Genomic DNA, 13,341 nt, shown 5'->3' on the forward strand with positions numbered 1-13,341 from the left:
GATGAGTACTAAGGGAAAGATTTTCTTCATAACAGTTAACCTCTTATTTATTTTATGGTAACTATTCTACAATAAGGGGCTCAACCTGTCAATAGCCCACACTTGTTTTAGGATTTTTTAAGTAAAAATTTAGGCAGGCTTAAGACTCCTGAAGTATAATCGCCTTACTAAAGGATCGAGCTCCCTTTAAATTTTAAAAGACAAGTACTTGTACAAAAAGATAAAAGGTAAAAAGATGAATCAAAAAGAAACAAAACAAGTAGTAGAAACGCAAGAATCCAAAGAAAAAATGGTTGTCCTAAAACGAAGTCCTAAGTGGTGGATTGGCATGGCAGCAGTTGGTGGATTGTTGGTCGGTGCTGGAAGTGGCTTTGGTGTCGGAGTCATCGCCTCTCAATCCTCCAATAACCAACAATTTTCTCAACCGGTCCAAACAGGTCAGAACCAAGGATCTAATCAGCAACAAAATAGTCAAAATGGCCATGCTTCACAAGGGAACCAGCAAAATGGTGGCCCACAGGATGGGGGCCACCAAGGCGGTGGTCCTCAAGGTGGTGGTCAAGGACAAGGCGGCCCACAAGGTGGCGGTCCGGGTCAAATGCCACAAGAAGGCAATGGTGGCCCACAAGGGAATGGTCCAGATAATGGCATGAACCAATCTGGCGGACAAGAAGGGAACCAGGGGTCCTCTAAAAAGTCCAATAAGAAGAATTCAAAAAATAAAAACAAGACGAGTGACAGTCAAAATAACAAAGAAAACACGACAAACTCATAGAATTAGCCTCCCTCAGGCAGGCTGAATTTGATCATAAAACCAGGTTCTAAACTATAGGAAATGAAGGGAAGTCGTGTTATAATGGTTAAGAATAGATTAGAAAGACTCACTCACGAAAGAGAAGAGGATACGACAATGATTAAAATTCTATTGGTCGAAGATGACCTTGGTTTGTCAAATTCAGTATTTGATTTTTTAGATGATTTTGCGGATGTCATGCAGGTCTTTGACGGAGAAGAAGGTCTTTACGAAGCAGAAAGCGGGATCTATGATTTGATTTTGCTGGACCTGATGCTTCCTGAAAAAGACGGTTTCCATGTCTTGAAAGAATTGCGTGAAAAAGGTGTGACAACCCCTGTTTTAATCATGACAGCCAAAGAAAGTCTGGATGACAAGGGACACGGCTTTGAGCTGGGAGCAGACGATTACCTCACCAAGCCTTTCTACCTAGAAGAGCTTAAGATGCGGATTCAAGCTCTCTTGAAGCGCTCAGGAAAGGTCAATGAAAACACCCTTAATTATGGCAATTTGAAGGTCAATTTATCTACCAATTCGACTTATGTGGATGGGAAAGAAGTGGAACTTCTTGGGAAGGAATTTGATCTTTTGGTCTATTTCCTTCAAAACCAAAATGTCATCCTTCCAAAGACCCAGATCTTCGATCGTCTCTGGGGCTTTGATAGTGACACAACCATCTCAGTGGTTGAAGTCTATGTTTCAAAAATCCGTAAGAAATTAAAAGGTACTGATTTCGTTGAGAACTTGCAAACATTGCGCAGTGTGGGGTATATCTTAAAAGATGCTAACCAGAATTAAGAAAACCGTCGGGGAAGATGATTTTTCCTACTTCATCCGATATTTTGGGCTCTTTACTTTGATATTCTCGGCCATGACCTTGATTATCATTCAGGTCATGCGCTCGAGTCTTTATACAACTGTCGATGAAAACCTCAAGACTCTCAGTCAGGATCCCTACTCGCTTGTAGCGATTGCTTATCGAGACCAGCGACAGTCAAATACCAAAGGAGATGATAATGATCATGAGATGATGATCCCAGATCATGATAAATCAGAACCTAAAGGGGATGTCACATCCAATACCACTGTTGTTTTGCTCAATAAAAAATATGAAAACTTGACAACCGGTAATGGGTTTTTAAACTTCAAAACGGTGACGTTTGGTCGAAAGCTCCTCAACAAGGTTTCCCAGCTTCAAATTACAAATAGCTATGGGAAAAAAGAAAGTTACCGGGCCTATATGGCAGAGTTGAGTTTATCTGATGATGAAAGTGATAGTGATATCAAGTATGCGGTTGTCATGACCAATATCAGTCAGCTAGAGCAGACCAGTGAAGAGCACGAAAGTCAAATCGCCCTCATCATGATCTGCTTCTGGGGAATCTCCTTATTCGCTAGTCTCTTCTTAGCACGTCTCAGTGTCAAGCCCCTTCTTGAGAGTATGCAAAAGCAAAAGGCTTTCGTGGAAAATGCTTCCCATGAGTTGAGGACGCCTTTAGCAGTTCTGCAAAATCGTCTCGAAACGCTTTTTAGAAAGCCTGAAGCGACCATTATGGAATCGAGTGAGAATATTGCATCCAGCTTGGATGAAGTTCGAAATATGAAGCTCTTGACCACCAACCTTCTTAACATTGCCCGAAGAGATGATGGCTTGAAGCCGGAGATGGAAGATATCGAACCAAGCTTTTTCGATCAGACCTTCTCGAATTTTGAGATCATTGCAGAAGAAAATGGCAAAATCTTCCGAGGAGACAATCAGGTGGACAAAGTCATTTGTTCTGATAAAACGCTCCTCAAGCAGTTGATGACCATTCTCTATGACAATGCCTTGAAGTATACCGATGAAGATGGCGAGATCCAGTTTGAAGTTCAATTGAAGGATAAAAATCTTCTTTTGAGAGTGCTGGATAATGGTCCAGGGATTCGAGATGAGGATAAGAAACGGATCTTTGATCGTTTTTACCGGGTCGACAAGGCCAGAACCCGTCAAAAAGGTGGATTTGGTTTGGGGTTATCCCTCGCTAAGCAAATCGTAGAAGCCTTTAAAGGGACCATTCAAGTCAAAGATAATAAACCAAAAGGGACTATCTTTGAAGTGAAATTATCCATTAAGACGGAAAGTCGTAAAAAAAATCGTTCATAATCTTTAAAAAAGAAAAGAGGAAAACCTATGAGTTCAAAAATGTTGCACACTTGCCTTCGTGTAGAAAACTTAGAAAAATCAATCGCTTTTTACCAAGATGCTTTTGGTTTTGAAGAAAAACGTCGGAAAGATTTCCCAGACTACAAGTTCACGATTGTTTATTTGGCCTTGCCTGGAGATGACTATGAGTTGGAATTGACTTACAATTATGATCATGGTCCATATGTCATCGGAGATGGCTATGCTCACGTTGCCTTGAGTACTCCTGATCTAGAAGGTTTGAATGCGGAACACAAGGCTAAAGGCTATGAAGTGACAGAACCAAAAGGTCTTCCAGGGACGCAACCGAATTACTATTTCGTTGTAGATCCGGATGGGTATAAAGTAGAAGTCATTCGCGAAAAATAAGAGAGACTAAAAATAGGAGGCTGGGATAAAAGTCCTAGCCTCTCAATTATTTATGGATTGTCGAGCAAGACGCAGTGGTTGAGTAGGCTCTACTACGCTGATTTCATCAGCTTTTACAGCCCTACTCAACTGTGCGGAGGTGGGACGACGAAATCGAATTCTAACGAATGACCGATTTCTGTCTCACTCTCTTTTTTTTATGAAACCATTTACAAAAAAGGAATGTTTTTTCGAGAGAAATTTGCTATAATAAAGTTATGAGATTCAAACACACGAAAACTATTTTATTAATCATTACAAATCTCCTTTTATTGAGTCTTTTGTATATCGGCTATCAAAAGATTCAAAGGGTTCGTGAACAAAAAGCCTATCAGGATCAGTTTGCTAAGGTTACCCAACTTGAGAAAAGCTCTGAAAAAGGGAAAGATGTTCAAGTTCAGGAAGGGATTTTAGGAACTTCTTATGTGACGGCTTATTATCCTACTAAGGATGGACAGCCTGTTGAGATTATTAAAGAGAAGATCCAAGAAGACCTTCAGCGTCTAGGATCCGATGAAAAAACCAAAGAACCAAAGCATTTGACCTTCTACCATAGTGAAGAAGCAGAAGCGCCTTTTGTTGGTTATCACCCTATCCAAATCAAACGGGCGGAATACCAGTACAAAAAAGGGAAATTCATCAAAGATGAGACGGTGAAGTTGCCCCTCTTTTACTTGGATGATGAGAACAATCCTCTGACCCTGAGCCAAGTTTTTGCGGATCCAGATGGAGCCAAGCAGATCTTTTTGGAGGAATTACGGGGAAATCTAGCCTTTCGTCAGCTAGACGAGGAAAGCATTGATCAAATGGTTGCCCACTTCTCAGAGTTGGATTTGAGCCAATGGGAATTCCAATATGAAAAAGGAAATTTCACCATTCCATTTCCAACCAAGGTTAAGGGAGATGATACCTTCACTGTTCCCTTGTCTAAATTCTATGACGTGATTGATACAGAGCGCTTGCTTCCTGATGATCTAGCTTCTTACGAATCCTATATAGAAGAACGCCACCGTAAGATGATTGCTCTGACCTTTGATGATGGACCAGATCCAACCACGACTCCTCAGGCGCTGGCCATCTTAAAGAAATACAATGCCAAAGCTACCTTCTTTATGGTCGGAAAAAATGTCAGTGCGAATCCAGATATTGCTAAGCAAGTCCGCAAAGAAGGTCATCAAATCGGGAACCATACCTGGGATCACCCTCAATTACCAAAATTGAGCTTGGATAATGCTAAAAAAGAGATTTTGGATACCCAAGAAGCTATTCAAAAAGCGACAGGCGTCCAAACCAAGATTACCCGTCCTCCATATGGAGCCATCAATAACGCCATCCAATACGGTGTCGACCAATCCTTCATCATGTGGGATGTGGATAGTCTAGATTGGAAGACACATAATACGACGGCCATTCTCAATGAAGTGAAAAAAGAAGTCAAACCGGGTTCGATTATCCTCATGCATGATATCCATCAAACCACGATTGACGCTCTACCGACCGTCCTTGACTACCTCAAATCACAAGGCTATACCTTTGTAACGGTGGATGAATTGTTGGATTATCAACTTGAAAGTCATCGTATTTATTACAATGGAAATTAACGTAAAAATCCTCTGCAGTTCATTCACTAGCAGAGGATTTTCTTATTCATTTAAAAAGAGTTCGGAATTTTTTAAAACCAGTTCACGTACAGAAGCGTATTTTTTTAAGGATTTGAGTTCTTCTGGGTGGGTGATAAAGGTGATTACATAGCCATCACGCCCCATTCGTCCTGTTCGACCGGCACGGTGGGTATAGGTCTCCACATCACGAGGAATATCGTAGTTAATCACACACTCAAGATGTTCAATGTCGATGCCACGAGCGACTAAATCGGTGGCCAGCAAGAGGGTCAGCTGATGGTCTTTGAAGCGTTCCAGAATGACCTTGCGGTATTTGACATTGACATCGCTTGCGAGCGATACGGCCTCAACACCACGGTATTGTAGTTTTTCTTCAGCACTACCCAGATCAGACAGGCTATTGAAAAAAGCCAGACCACGAAAATCTTCGACGTAGGCGAGTTTGCGGAGCAATTCAACCTTGTCCCGCTTATCCACTTGCATATAAAAATGTTGGATATTGTCCAAAGAAAGTCCATCAACCGTAACACGAAGAGTATTTTCCTCTAGCTGGTCTGGATCGACCTTGGCTGTGGCGCTCATGTAGATATATTGGTGGTCACGGGGAGCATAGTGGCTGATCTTGTCGACGAAGTGGTACTGAGAATCGCTCAGTAATTGGTCGAATTCATCTAAAATGATGGTTTCCACATTCATCATTTTGATCTTTTTCAGCTTGATCAGTTCAAAGATCCGACCAGGCGTCCCAACCAGGATTTCAGGTCCTTTTTTGAGGCGTTCGATTTGCCGTTTTTGACTAGATCCTGAAAGGAAGAGTTGTGTCTGGAAACCGAGAGGCTCTGCCCATTGTTTGGTGACATCAAAAATTTGTCCTGCTAACTCTGTGTTAGGAGCCAAAATCAAGAGTTGTTGGGCCTTCTTCGGTTTAAGTTTGAGCAAGCTCGGAAAGAGGTAGGCGAGTGTCTTACCAGTACCGGTAGGACTGATCCCAAGGACATTTTCTCCTTCATAGATAGGGGAGAAGATCTGTTCCTGAATTTCAGTGAATGTATCAAATCCGAGTGTTTCTAACTGGTCTTTCCAGCTTTGTGGAAATTGTTCTTTCATTCTTTTTCATCCTTAAATTGTATTCCAGCGCTTTGACGCATCTGGTAGAGGGTTTTATGGACCTGCTCAGCTGTTTGTAACCATTCAAGATAAGCAGACGGCTTTTGATGAGCGATGGCAAGGGAAAAGGCTTCGGCCTCTTCTTGCATTTGGTGTGGGCAGGGCTGGATCGGAAGGTCGATAACCTCCCCAGAATGGCTGACGAAGCGGGCCTGGTTAATGGCTGTTACAGCATTGAGAGTTAGTGTTCCAGTCTTGGTGTAGATTTCAGCAGGTAGATGGCTGGTGATATTTTTTCCTGCCTGAATAGCAACCTGAAAATCAGGATAAATCAAGACACCTTGACCATAGAGATCAACCGAATTGGGTAATTGCTGAGCGGTGTAGTGACTGGAGATGGGGTCTCCAAAGAAGCCAATGGCCAAGTAGAGGCAGTAGACTCCCAGATCCATCAAGGCTCCACCTGCATAGACATCTGAGAAAATATTAGGAATCTCACCTGCAAGAAGGGCTGGCAATTTGGAAGAATATTTGGCAAAGGTGAAGTTGGCGCCCAGTATTTCCTGGTTAGAGAGGAAGTCTTTAATTACTTGAAAGGCTGCTTCTTGGTAATTTCTGGCAGCTTCAAAGAGATAGACCTGGTGCTCATTAGCGAGCTTGACCAGCTCCTTCCATTCAGAAGGCTTGGTCACAGCGGGTTTTTCAATGATGACATGCTTCTTGGCCAGAATAGCAAGCTTGGCCTGAGCGAAATGAAGAGAATTAGGGCTGGCAATGTAGACCACGTCCAGTTCACTGTCTAAGAAGTCGACCAAGTCTGTGTAGCAAGAGATCTCCCCATAAGGCTCACAAAACTCTTGAGCTGTCTTCATACTTCTCGAATACACAGCCTGCAAGTGATAGTGGCCCGTCTGATGAGCAGCTGTAATAAATTCATGTGAAATCCAACTCGTACCAATAATTCCCAGCTTTAACATAAGGTGTCCTTCTGCAATCGATTCACTCTATTATACCATGAAAAGGGGGAGGGGACAGTATAAAGTAGAAAATATGCACTGATTATTGTATAATGAAGTGATATGCTTAGAAGGGAAAACATAGGATTGAGAAATTCAGAATTACTGATCATTATTCCTGCTTATAATGAGAGTGGAAATATTGAAAAAACAATCAAGATGATTGAAGAACATACACCTGAATTTGATTATGTCATTATCAATGATTGTTCTACAGATCATACACTTGAAATTTGTCGCAATAACAACTTTAACGTTATCGATTTACCGATTAATTTAGGAATTGGTGGTGCTGTTCAGACTGGTTATCAATATGCAGTTAAAAATGGCTATCAATATGCTGTTCAAGTGGATGGAGATGGTCAGCATAATCCTGAATTTATCAGAAAGATGCTTCAAGTCCTTCAAGAGAAGAATGTGAACATGGTGATTGGCTCTCGTTTCATTGAAAATCAAGGTTTCCAATCCTCCTTCGCGCGACGGATTGGAATTTCATTTTTTGAAAAATTAATTAAGATTTTGACCGGTCAAAAGGTAACAGATCCAACCTCAGGATTGCGGGTGGCTGATCGAAAAGTGATTGAAGAATTTGCTAAACAATATCCAAGTGATTATCCAGAACCAGAGACGATTGTGTCCCTCTTAACCTCAGGTTATTCCGTTGCAGAAGTACCGGTCTTGATGAACGAGCGAGAACACGGAGAATCATCGATTACATTCAGTAAGTCTGTTTACTATATGATCAAAGTGACAATGGCAATGCTATTGGCTAGAATTGGTGGAGGATATAAGAAATAACATGTTAAATATTTGGTTAACCCTTATTGTAATTATTTTTATCGTTTATATTCTACGCCTAGTTGCAAAGAAAGTCGTTGAACTGAGAAATGTCATTTCTTGGCTCATTCTTTGTTTGCTATCGTTGCCAGTCATTTGGTTTCCTAATTTGATTGGAGCAATATCTTTATTTCTTGGTATTCAAACGCTAAGTAACTTTATTTTTTTATTAAGTACATTTTTATTAATATTTTTAATTTTTTCATTAACTCGTACTGTATCAAAACAATCAGTACAGATTAAGAAATTGTCACAAACGATTGCTTTATTAAGAAGTGAGAATGAAAATGAACAATAAAGTAAATAGGAGTATTTATTTTTGGAATTTTGCAGGAAATATAGCAGCAGCTGCAGTCTCAATATTGTATTTGATTATTGTCTCTCGTTATACTTCCGCAAGTGATGCTGATAATTTTAGTTTGGCTTATGCAATTGGAAACCTATGGGTTGTCATTGGTATTTTTCAAGTTAGAAATTATCAGGCGACTGATTTGAAAGAAACGTACTCGTATTTGGAATATTGGCTAACTAGGGTTATTACAGTTTGTTTAATGTTAGTTTCACTATTTCCGTATTTATTTTTTAGTGGAAATAATGTTGGAAAAGGGGATTTATTTTTAATTATCATCCTAACAGTTATTTATCGTTCATGTGATGCTTTTTCTGATTTATTCCAAGGATTATTTCAACAACACGAACGTTTAGATATTGCAGGGAAATTAATGGTGCTACGTTATGGTTCGAGCACAATCATTCTCCTAGTTAGTTTGTTACTTTCAAATTCTTTAATTTTTTCTTTAATTTGTTTATGTTTTTTTAATGTTCTTTTTGTTTTTGGGGGTGATTACGTCCAATCCAAACAAATTAGAACGATACCTTTTAATCAGATTTCATATGCTACATTTAAGCAATCAATTAGTATCATGAAAACTTGCCTTCCCTTGTTTGTTAACGGCTTTTTATTGGTATATGTTTTGAATTATCCAAAACAAGTGATTGATAAATTGTTAGTTGAGGGTGTATTACGTGAAGGTGCTCAAAGAGACTTCAGTATTCTATTCATGCCTGTTTTCTTTATGAGTTTATTTGTATTAGCATTAAGACCGTTAATTACCGATTTGGCAAAACAATGGTCAGAAAAAAGATTTCATACGTTTAATGCTATGATTCGAGAGATTTTATTATTGCTTATGATTTTGGGACTGGTAGTATCAATACTGGCCTATTTGATAGGGATTCCTATTTTGAATATTATAAGTGGTATTGATTTATCAAATTATAGTTTATTACTTACTATTTTAGTGCTTTCCGGCTTTTTATATTCTATAGCTTCTGTCATAGGTGATTTTTTAATTATATTGAGGAAGCAAGTCTATCTACTCTATGTTTATATCGCAATGGCGTTGTTGACAAATTTTCTTACGCCTCTAGCGATGAGGGAGTTTGGCTTGTTTGGAGCAGGGCTTAGTTTTGTTATTGTTATGTTGTTTTACACCATTGCTAGTTGGATTGTCTTTGTAATTATGAGAAGGAAGGAGATTCAAAAATATGAATCAGTGGAATGATCATACATTTGTAATCTGTGCTTATGGGGATAGTCCTTTTTTAGAGGATTGTATAAACTCGTTATTAAGCCAAACCGTAAAAAGTAATATCATTTTGTATACTTCTACTCCAAGTGTATTTATCGAAAGTATTTGCCAAAAATATGCCATTCCGTTTAATACAACTGTAGGTGGCGGGATTGGGAAAGATTGGAATAATGCTTTATCTTTTGTTACTACCCAATATGCTACAATAGCCCATCAAGATGATTATTATGAGCCAACCTATTTAATGGAAATTCAAGAGAGGATAAAGAAGCATCAAGATGCTATCATTCTTTATTCTGATTATTTTGAAGAAAAAAATGGAGAGGTCATTAAACCGACTTCAAATCTAAAAATCAAATCATTAATGTTAAAAACAATCTCATTATTCCCTAAAACTAAGTGGTGGAGAAATCGGATTCTTGCTTTTGGAAATCCAATTTGTTGCCCTGCTGTAACTTATAATTTAGAATTGGTTAAGGGCTTTAGATTTGATGAGGAATGGAGAGTTAGTCTAGATTGGCTTGCCTGGTACCATTTGGCTAAATTTGATGGCAGATTTGTATATGTTCCAAAGAAATTAATGTGTCATCGTATTCATGAAGACTCTGAAACGAGTAATACCATTAGTGACAATACTCGAACAAAGGAAGATTACATGATGTTTAAACTCTTTTGGCCAAACGTATTAGCGAAATGTTTAAATCGTTTTTATAAAAAGAGTCAGGATACGAATGGTTAAAGATTGCGTGCTCGAGGTTTGATAAAAATATAAAAGTTTGAATATCTTAATTATTTGCAAAACTATGGGTTCTATTAAAATATATAAAGGATAAGATTGTGAAAGAAGCGCCTAAGATTAGTGTCATTATTCCAGTATATAATGCAGAATTATATCTCAAAAGATGTATAGATTCCGTTTTGAATCAAAGTTTTAAATCATTTGAAATTATTGCAATTGATGATGGTTCAAAGGATAATTCGTTTAAAATATTGAATGAATACCAACAATTTTCTCCAAATATTAGAACTTTGAGTCGAGAAAATAAAGGTGCAGCCTATACTAGAAATGAAGGTATCAAGCTTGCAAAAGGTGAATTCATCATGTTTATCGATAGTGATGATTATATAAACTCAGATTACTTGCAGGTGTTTTATGATGAAATATCAAGTGGGATAGATGATGCAGTTATTGGTGGTCTTCAGAGAGTAAACCAAGATGGTAAACAACTATTTTCTATCCAATTGGGTAAAGATAAATGGTCGAAATATAGATCGATTTCACCATGTGCTCGCATCTATAGAAAAAAATTTTTAGTAGATCACGAACTTTCTTTTCCAGATATTCCGCTGGCTGAGGACTTGTTATTCAGCTTAACGGTATATACAAAATCTGAAAATATAAGAACTATCCCATATTGTGGATATAATTGGTTTTTCAATGAGAATAGTGCATCTAATACATTAAATAAAGGATTTAATCCAAATTTAGATATCAAGAATGTACTTGATAAAATAGCAGCGATTATCCCTAAAGATTTTTCTGAAACTAAATTAATTAAATTTTTTATAAAAAAATTTACTCTTTATTGGTTATTGGACGGTGGGAGACATTCTACAAGTGCAGAGTTTTTACGTCAATATAAAGAAATTAATGATTGGATCAGGATAAATGGAATGAAGTCCACTCTTTCTGTTTTTAATCGAGAAATTAGAGATGAGAGGTTTATGGTTAAACTAGCTATCTTTACAATGAACTTGATTGAAAAGTTCGGTTTATTAAAACTGTTTGCAAAACTGTATTGTAAAGGGTAGTTAGAAGATATACAGTTTACTGATAAGTTAGTAGCAGATGTTAATAGGAGCAATGAATGGTTATATCAGTTGTAGTCCCATGTTTTAACGAAGAAGAATCGATTCCATTATTTTATCGAGAAATGGAACGTGTTCGGATGAAGATGGGAGAAAAGTTTGAATATATTTTTATAAATGATGGCTCTTCAGATGGTACGCTATCCGTTCTTCGAAAGCTACATGTTACAGATTCAAATGTGCACTACCTTTCTTTTTCTCGAAATTTCGGAAAAGAGGCTGCACTATATGCTGGACTTGAGCGTGCTAGTGGTGAATACGTGACCGTCATGGATGTAGATCTGCAGGACCCTCCGGAGTTATTGATCGAAATGAAGCAGAAGTTGGAGGAACAGCCGAATTTAGACTGTGTCGGAACGAGACGCGTAACCCGTGATGGGGAACCACCGATCCGCTCTTTCTTTGCACGGATGTTTTATAAATTGATCAATCATATTAGTCAAGTGGAAATGGTTGACGGGGCGCGTGATTTTCGTTTAATGCGTCGTCCAATGGTCGATGCGATTCTTGAGCTCTCGGAGTACAATCGTTTCTCAAAAGGAATTTTTGCTTGGGTAGGATTTGAGACAGAATACCTCGAATATAAAAATGTAGAGCGCGTGGCAGGAGAGACGTCTTGGAATTTTTGGTCCCTCTTTAAGTATTCGATTGAAGGGATTGTCAATTTCTCGGATGCCCCATTAAACATTGCCTTTATTGGTGGACTGTTATCTTGGATTCTGGCCTTTATCATGGTGATTCTGATTGTGATCCGTACCTTAGTCTTTGGAGATCCTACTTCAGGTTGGCCATCTCTCATGACAGTGATTCTTTTCCTAGGAGGGTTCCAATTACTAACCATTGGGATTTTAGGGAAATATATAGGTAAAATCTTCATGGAAACCAAGAAACGTCCAATCTATGTCATCAAAGAGAAAAGTAAGTAAAAAGCAGAAAACTTCTGCTTTTTTTGCTATAATGATAGAGAAAAAGCATTCGAAAGGAACGTAACATGATTTTAATTACAGGTGCAAATGGTCAACTTGGAACGGAGCTTCGCCATTTGTTAGATGAACGAAATGAAGAATATGTAGCTGTTGATGTGGCTGAAATGGATATCACTAATGCAGAGAAAGTAGACGAGGTATTTGCGGAAGTAAAACCAACCTTGGTATATCACTGTGCTGCCTACACAGCTGTTGATGCTGCTGAAGATGAAGGAAAAGAGTTAGACTATGCCATCAACGTGACGGGTACGGAAAATGTAGCAAAGGCATCTGAAAAGCACGGTGCAACCTTGGTCTATATCTCAACCGACTACGTTTTTGATGGGAAAAAACCAGTGGGACAAGAATGGGAAGTAGACGATCAACCAGATCCTCAAACAGAGTACGGTCGTACCAAACGTATGGGGGAAGAATTGGTTGAAAAACATGTTTCCAATTTCTATATCATCCGTACAGCTTGGGTCTTCGGGAACTACGGTAAGAACTTTGTCTTCACCATGCAAAACCTTGCGAAGACTCATAAGACTTTGACGGTCGTTAATGACCAACATGGTCGTCCAACCTGGACACGTACTCTTGCAGAGTTTATGACCTATTTGGCTGAAAATCGTAAGGAATATGGTTACTACCACCTATCAAATGATGCAGCAGAAGATACAACTTGGTATGACTTTGCAGTTGAGATTCTCAAAGACACTGATGTTGAAGTGAAGCCAGTGGATTCTAGCCAATTCCCAGCTAAAGCGAAACGTCCACTGAACTCAACGATGAGCTTGGCTAAGGCTAAGGCTACAGGATTTGTTATTCCAACTTGGAAAGATGCTTTGAAAGAATTTTATAAACAAGAAGTGAAATAAGAACAAATAGAAGCGGCCCTTGAGGGTCGCTTTTCTGTTTGGATTAGGCAAAAAGCCTAGAAAATGGTATAA

At 38.7% G+C, this 13,341-nt stretch carries 14 protein-coding genes; 12 read left to right on the forward strand and 2 right to left on the reverse strand.

The window, feature by feature from the left end; all coding sequences use genetic code 11:
- The first annotated feature begins 235 nt into the window (after positions 1–235).
- The 5 genes from HMPREF2926_RS00165 to HMPREF2926_RS00185 all read left to right on the forward strand — a co-directional run bounded on the left by HMPREF2926_RS00165 (position 236) and on the right by HMPREF2926_RS00185 (position 4,984).
- Complete coding sequence (locus tag HMPREF2926_RS00165) at positions 236–775, forward strand: hypothetical protein (protein WP_070586068.1); 540 nt, start codon at positions 236–238, stop codon at positions 773–775.
- A 135-nt stretch (positions 776–910) separates the two neighbouring features.
- Positions 911–1,591 (forward strand): response regulator transcription factor, encoded by a 681-nt coding sequence (locus HMPREF2926_RS00170; RefSeq protein ID WP_021152983.1) that lies wholly within the window; start codon positions 911–913, stop codon positions 1,589–1,591.
- Positions 1,575–2,936 (forward strand): sensor histidine kinase, encoded by a 1,362-nt coding sequence (locus tag HMPREF2926_RS00175; protein WP_070586069.1) that lies wholly within the window; start codon positions 1,575–1,577, stop codon positions 2,934–2,936. The genes HMPREF2926_RS00170 and HMPREF2926_RS00175 overlap by 17 nt, the downstream gene beginning before the upstream one ends.
- Positions 2,937–2,963: 27 nt before the next feature.
- Entirely contained in the window at positions 2,964–3,344 is a 381-nt protein-coding gene (locus HMPREF2926_RS00180) for a lactoylglutathione lyase (protein WP_003006623.1), read from the forward strand.
- 257 nt (positions 3,345–3,601) lie between these two features.
- Entirely contained in the window at positions 3,602–4,984 is a 1,383-nt protein-coding gene (locus HMPREF2926_RS00185; RefSeq protein ID WP_049490913.1) for a polysaccharide deacetylase family protein, read from the forward strand.
- A 42-nt stretch (positions 4,985–5,026) separates the two neighbouring features.
- Here the strand turns inward: HMPREF2926_RS00185 and HMPREF2926_RS00190 are convergent, their stop codons facing one another.
- Together HMPREF2926_RS00190 and HMPREF2926_RS00195 are read right to left on the reverse strand one after the other, a co-directional pair.
- Positions 5,027–6,112, reverse strand: coding sequence for a DEAD/DEAH box helicase (locus tag HMPREF2926_RS00190; RefSeq protein WP_070586070.1), 1,086 nt, complete (start codon positions 6,110–6,112; stop codon positions 5,027–5,029).
- The gene (locus HMPREF2926_RS00195) at positions 6,109–7,089 is read right to left on the reverse strand and encodes a Gfo/Idh/MocA family protein (protein WP_070586071.1); all 981 of its coding nucleotides are present in this window, start codon (positions 7,087–7,089) and stop codon (positions 6,109–6,111) included. The genes HMPREF2926_RS00190 and HMPREF2926_RS00195 overlap by 4 nt, the downstream gene beginning before the upstream one ends.
- Before the next feature lie 102 nt (positions 7,090–7,191).
- Here HMPREF2926_RS00195 and HMPREF2926_RS00200 point away from each other — a divergent pair, with 102 nt between their 5' ends.
- The 7 genes from HMPREF2926_RS00200 to rfbD all read left to right on the forward strand — a co-directional run bounded on the left by HMPREF2926_RS00200 (position 7,192) and on the right by rfbD (position 13,269).
- Positions 7,192–7,926, forward strand: a complete 735-nt coding sequence (locus tag HMPREF2926_RS00200) for a glycosyltransferase family 2 protein (protein WP_049522879.1) — start codon at positions 7,192–7,194, stop codon at positions 7,924–7,926.
- A gap of 1 nt (position 7,927) precedes the next feature.
- Positions 7,928–8,263, forward strand: coding sequence for a DUF2304 domain-containing protein (locus HMPREF2926_RS00205; RefSeq protein WP_049472006.1), 336 nt, complete (start codon positions 7,928–7,930; stop codon positions 8,261–8,263).
- Positions 8,247–9,530, forward strand: a complete 1,284-nt coding sequence (locus HMPREF2926_RS00210) for a lipopolysaccharide biosynthesis protein (RefSeq protein ID WP_083307889.1) — start codon at positions 8,247–8,249, stop codon at positions 9,528–9,530. Before HMPREF2926_RS00205 ends, HMPREF2926_RS00210 begins: the two co-directional genes overlap by 17 nt.
- Positions 9,514–10,296, forward strand: a complete 783-nt coding sequence (locus tag HMPREF2926_RS00215) for a glycosyltransferase family 2 protein (protein ID WP_049482506.1) — start codon at positions 9,514–9,516, stop codon at positions 10,294–10,296. The genes HMPREF2926_RS00210 and HMPREF2926_RS00215 overlap by 17 nt, the downstream gene beginning before the upstream one ends.
- A 98-nt stretch (positions 10,297–10,394) precedes the next feature.
- Positions 10,395–11,369 carry a glycosyltransferase family 2 protein gene (locus HMPREF2926_RS00220; RefSeq protein WP_256262994.1) on the forward strand — a complete coding sequence of 325 codons (975 nt, stop codon included), beginning with the start codon at positions 10,395–10,397 and terminating at the stop codon, positions 11,367–11,369.
- A 56-nt stretch (positions 11,370–11,425) separates the two neighbouring features.
- Positions 11,426–12,352, forward strand: a complete 927-nt coding sequence (locus HMPREF2926_RS00225) for a glycosyltransferase family 2 protein (RefSeq protein ID WP_070586073.1) — start codon at positions 11,426–11,428, stop codon at positions 12,350–12,352.
- Between the two features lie 65 nt (positions 12,353–12,417).
- Entirely contained in the window at positions 12,418–13,269 is an 852-nt protein-coding gene (rfbD, locus tag HMPREF2926_RS00230) for a dTDP-4-dehydrorhamnose reductase (protein WP_070586074.1), read from the forward strand.
- Positions 13,270–13,341 lie beyond the last annotated feature (72 nt).

It is taken from the genome of Streptococcus sp. HMSC078D09, assembly GCF_001813675.1.
Lineage (GTDB): Bacteria > Bacillota > Bacilli > Lactobacillales > Streptococcaceae > Streptococcus.

Excerpts from the sequence above, each read along its gene's own strand:
- HMPREF2926_RS00165 (WP_070586068.1), top strand. The coding sequence starts at position 236 with ATGAATCAAAAAGAAACAAAACAAGTAGTAGAAACGCAAGAATCCAAA.
- HMPREF2926_RS00170 (WP_021152983.1), top strand. The coding sequence starts at position 911 with ATGATTAAAATTCTATTGGTCGAAGATGACCTTGGTTTGTCAAATTCA.
- HMPREF2926_RS00175 (WP_070586069.1), top strand. The coding sequence starts at position 1,575 with ATGCTAACCAGAATTAAGAAAACCGTCGGGGAAGATGATTTTTCCTAC.
- HMPREF2926_RS00180 (WP_003006623.1), top strand. The coding sequence starts at position 2,964 with ATGAGTTCAAAAATGTTGCACACTTGCCTTCGTGTAGAAAACTTAGAA.
- HMPREF2926_RS00185 (WP_049490913.1), top strand. The coding sequence starts at position 3,602 with ATGAGATTCAAACACACGAAAACTATTTTATTAATCATTACAAATCTC.
- HMPREF2926_RS00190 (WP_070586070.1), bottom strand. The coding sequence starts at position 6,112 with ATGAAAGAACAATTTCCACAAAGCTGGAAAGACCAGTTAGAAACACTC.
- HMPREF2926_RS00195 (WP_070586071.1), bottom strand. The coding sequence starts at position 7,089 with ATGTTAAAGCTGGGAATTATTGGTACGAGTTGGATTTCACATGAATTT.
- HMPREF2926_RS00200 (WP_049522879.1), top strand. The coding sequence starts at position 7,192 with ATGCTTAGAAGGGAAAACATAGGATTGAGAAATTCAGAATTACTGATC.
- HMPREF2926_RS00205 (WP_049472006.1), top strand. The coding sequence starts at position 7,928 with ATGTTAAATATTTGGTTAACCCTTATTGTAATTATTTTTATCGTTTAT.
- HMPREF2926_RS00210 (WP_083307889.1), top strand. The coding sequence starts at position 8,247 with ATGAAAATGAACAATAAAGTAAATAGGAGTATTTATTTTTGGAATTTT.
- HMPREF2926_RS00215 (WP_049482506.1), top strand. The coding sequence starts at position 9,514 with ATGAATCAGTGGAATGATCATACATTTGTAATCTGTGCTTATGGGGAT.
- HMPREF2926_RS00225 (WP_070586073.1), top strand. The coding sequence starts at position 11,426 with ATGGTTATATCAGTTGTAGTCCCATGTTTTAACGAAGAAGAATCGATT.
- rfbD (WP_070586074.1), top strand. The coding sequence starts at position 12,418 with ATGATTTTAATTACAGGTGCAAATGGTCAACTTGGAACGGAGCTTCGC.